Origin of the sequence: Bacillus sp. J41TS8 (assembly GCF_018333035.1) — a bacterium.
GTDB classification, from domain to species: Bacteria; Bacillota; Bacilli; order Bacillales; family Bacillaceae; genus Bacillus; species Bacillus paralicheniformis.
The window spans coordinates 1-959 of sequence record NZ_BORF01000036.1; the positions used below are offsets into that span (position 1 = coordinate 1).

Here is a 959-nt window from a genome sequence, read left to right on the forward strand (position 1 = left end):
CTTGGTCTTGTCGACCCGTCGGTCGCCTTTATCGATGGAACCCATGTCAAAGCCAATGCGAATAAGAAAAAGTTTGTGAAGAAGATTGTGAGAAAAGAAACAAGAGCTTATCAGGAACAATTAGATCAAGAAATTAATGCCGATCGTGAAGCCAACGGCAAAAAGCCCTTAAAGCCCAGGCAATGCTCAGAGGAACGAGAAATAAAGGAAAGTACGACAGATCCTGAGAGCGGCTATTTTGTAAAGGGTGAACGGGAACGCCTTTTTGCTTATGGTTTTCATACAGCTTGTGACCGGAACGGATTTGTACTTGGGACGGTTGTTGAGCCTGCCAATATTCATGACAGCCAAGTGTTCACAACCCTGTTTCAACAAGTGAAAGAACGCGTCGCCAAGCCTCATACGGTCGCAGTTGATGCAGGATATAAAACGCCGTTTATCGCAAAATTTCTAAGTGATCAAAATGTCCGTCCCGTCATGCCCTACACCCGACCACAAACCAAAAAAGGGTTCATGAGAAAACATGAATATGTATACGATGAATATTACGATGCTTATATTTGCCCTGACGATCATGTTCTGACATATCGCACAACTAACCGTGAAGGCTATCGTATTTATGCCTCAGATCCAAACCGATGTAAACACTGTCCTTTTCTGAAGCAATGTACGGAAAGCCGAAATCATCGAAAGATGATTCAACGGCATCTCTGGCAGGATCATTTAGATGAAGCTGATCATCTTCGCCACACGGATGAGAATAGGCGAATCTATGCTAAACGCAAAGAAACCATCGAACGGGTTTTTGCGGATTTAAAACACAAGCATGGCCTGCGCTGGACAACCCTACGGGGTAAGAAAAAATTGTCCATGCAGGCGATGCTTGTTTTCGCTGCCATGAATCTCAAAAAGCTGGCGAATTGGACCTGGAAAGGTCCTCATCGCCAGCTTTTTCGTCG

Annotated in this window: 1 protein-coding gene; it reads left to right on the plus strand. The window is 44.6% G+C overall.

Annotated features, from left to right (window positions below):
* The coding region (locus KI350_RS22705) for an IS1182 family transposase (protein ID WP_212930593.1) at window positions 1–959 on the plus strand (959 nt) is incomplete at both ends.